Here is a 2,584-nt window from a genome sequence, read left to right on the forward strand (position 1 = left end):
TGTTGGCGCTGATTGAAAACTGACCCACCCTGCCGATTGAAAAATGACCCAGGACGGATTGCTGATTTTTGTCCCAGCAATTGTGGATAAGCTTAGCAGTAGTGTCCTGGTTGAAAACGCATGGGGCCCGACCGCATGCAGGCATGCATGCGGCAGGGTGTTTATGGTGCAGATCAAAACGGTTCATCGTCCTCGATACCATCTTCGTCCTTGCGCTTTCGTTCACGCGATTTGATCTTTGTCTGGGCGGCCAAGGTGCTGTGTTGCAGACGGTAGGACTCGTTGCCCGTTTCGACGATGTGGCAGTGGTGTGTCAGCCGATCCAACAGCGCAGTCGTCATCTTGGCGTCGCCAAATACATTCGACCATTCCGAGAAACTGAGGTTGGTGGTGATGATCACGCTGGTGTGTTCGTACAGTTTGGACAGCAGGTGAAATAACAGCGCGCCGCCGCTCTGGCTGAAGGGCAAGTAACCCAGTTCATCCAATATCACCAGGTCTGTGCGAAGCAGTCCCTGGGCGATTCGGCCTGCCTTACCATCGTACTTTTCACGCTCCAGCAGATTGACCAGATCCACCGTGGAGAAGAAGCGGATTCGTTTGTTATGAGTAGTGATTCCGGACACCGCCAAGGCACTGGCCAGATGTGTTTTTCCGGTTCCAGGCCCACCGATGAACACCACATTTTGCGCAGTCTCCGTAAATTCCAGGCTGGATAATTCCTTGACCAGACGGGCATCAGCGCTGGAAGCGCTGAAGTCAAAGCCAGCTAAATCACGGTGCATGGGGAGCTTTGCCATGTTCATCTGATGATTCACAGAGCGCACGGCGCGATCTGCCTGCTCCTGTTGGAGCAGATGCTCAAGCAGCCATTTCGAGGATGCCGTCGAAGCTTCTCCCTGGGCCGCCAGTTCTTCCCAAGCCTGCGCCATGCCATGCAGACGCAGTTCTTTAAGTTCTGCCATCAAGTCACGCATTGCGGCTCTCCTCATCTGTTGTACGGAGTTGGTCATATCGGGCCGTGTTGGCAACGGGAGTCACCTTGAGTTGCAGGCTGGTTTCTACGGAAGGCGGTGGTGCAGTAGCGGTGAGTCGGGCGAGAACATTCAGGATGTGATCGGCGCTCAGACTTCCCGCCTCAAGCACCAGTTCTACCGCTACCAGCACCGGGTCGAGACCGGCGATGGGCACGGCAGCCAGCACCTGCGTCATGATTCGATCACCGTTGCTGTGACGTCTCAGGCCCCGTTTGAGAAGCCGCAACGGATTGGGCAGATCGGCAAACGGTGCGCCATTGCGCAGTGCACCTGGCTTGCGCTCGATGAGTGGGATGTAATGCTGCCAGTCAAAACTGACCTGATCTCGATCAAAGAGGCGCTCGTGGCTGGCGATCATCGTGTCATCGGCGATGACCACGATCCGAGAAGGATACAGACGGCTGCTGACCCACTGGCCGACTCGCTCACAAGGCACCGAATAGCGATTTCGCGCCACGCTGATCAGGCAGGTGCTGGAAACCCGAACGGTGCGCTCGACGTAGCCATCAAAGGCCGACGGCATCGGCATCATTTCGACCCGCTCCAGCTCCAAAACATCCGCCACTGTTAGTCCGTTGTACTGCGGATGCAGCAGCTCGCTCCAGAGCGCACGACAGCGTTGGCCGAGCCAGGCATTCAGTTCCTCGAAGGTGTGGAACATGCAGTTTTGAGCGTCAAGCCAAATGCGCCGTCGACTGTCTTGAACGTTCTTCTCGACAATGCCCTTTTCCCAGCCAGAGGCTACGTTGCAGAAATCCGGATCGAACAGGTAGTGCGCGCACATCACGGCAAACCGGGCATTGACCGTGCGGCCCTTGCCTTTGTTGACTTTGTCGACAGCCGTTTTCATGTTGTCGTAAATACCACGACGCGGCACTCCGCCTAACGCGCCAAACGAGCGAGTATGGGCATCGAACAGCATCTCGTGACCTTGGCTAGGGTACGCAACCAACCAGAATGCGCGACTAGCGCACAGCTTCATGTGGGAGACCTGGATGCGTCGAAACAGGCCACCGATCAGCAGTCCCTCTTCGCTCCAGTCAAATTGAAAGGCTTCACCGAGCGCAAACGTCAACGGTACAAAAGCGCGTAAAGACTTGCCTTGCTCACCTCGCCACGAGCGTACAAACGCCGTGAGCTGGCTATAGCCGCCGTCATAACCCTCGGCCTTGATCTGCTCGAAAAGTGCTTTGGCGCTTCTGCGGTTGTGCTTTGCCCGGAACGAATCGGCTTTCAGCGCCTGTTCCAGCGTGTCGTGGAATGGGCTGAGTTTGTTGAAGGTCGCGCACCGCTGGTACGCCGGCTGAGTGGCTTCGGGCGCTCTGACCCATTTTCGGATGGTGTTTCTCGACAGCCCGGTACGCTTGGCTATCTGGTGCAGCGAGAGCTTGTCGCGGAAGTACATCCGCCGGATTTTTCCCAACATTTCCATGCTGATCACCCTGTGTTCTCCTGCTCGAAAAGTGAGCAGAAGCAGTTGAACACCTGGGTCAGTTTTCAGTCGGCAGAACAGCCTCTACTGGGTCAGTTTTCGGTCAGCGGCAACA

At 56.3% G+C, this 2,584-nt stretch carries 2 protein-coding genes; both read right to left on the bottom strand.

The genetic code is table 11. The annotated features are described in order from the left end of the window. Nucleotides 1-173: 173 nt before the first annotated feature. Nucleotides 174-977, bottom strand: a complete 804-nt coding sequence (istB, locus tag FQ185_RS30005; protein ID WP_149420597.1) for an IS21-like element helper ATPase IstB — start codon at nt 975-977, stop codon at nt 174-176. Further along, the gene (istA, locus tag FQ185_RS30010) at nt 970-2,469 is read right to left on the bottom strand and encodes an IS21 family transposase (RefSeq protein ID WP_149420598.1); all 1,500 of its coding nucleotides are present in this window, start codon (nt 2,467-2,469) and stop codon (nt 970-972) included. The genes istB and istA overlap by 8 nt, the downstream gene beginning before the upstream one ends. Between the last annotated feature and the right edge of the window lie 115 nt (nt 2,470-2,584).

Origin of the sequence: Pseudomonas sp. ANT_H12B, from assembly GCF_008369325.1 — a bacterium.
Taxonomy (GTDB): domain Bacteria; phylum Pseudomonadota; class Gammaproteobacteria; order Pseudomonadales; family Pseudomonadaceae; genus Aquipseudomonas.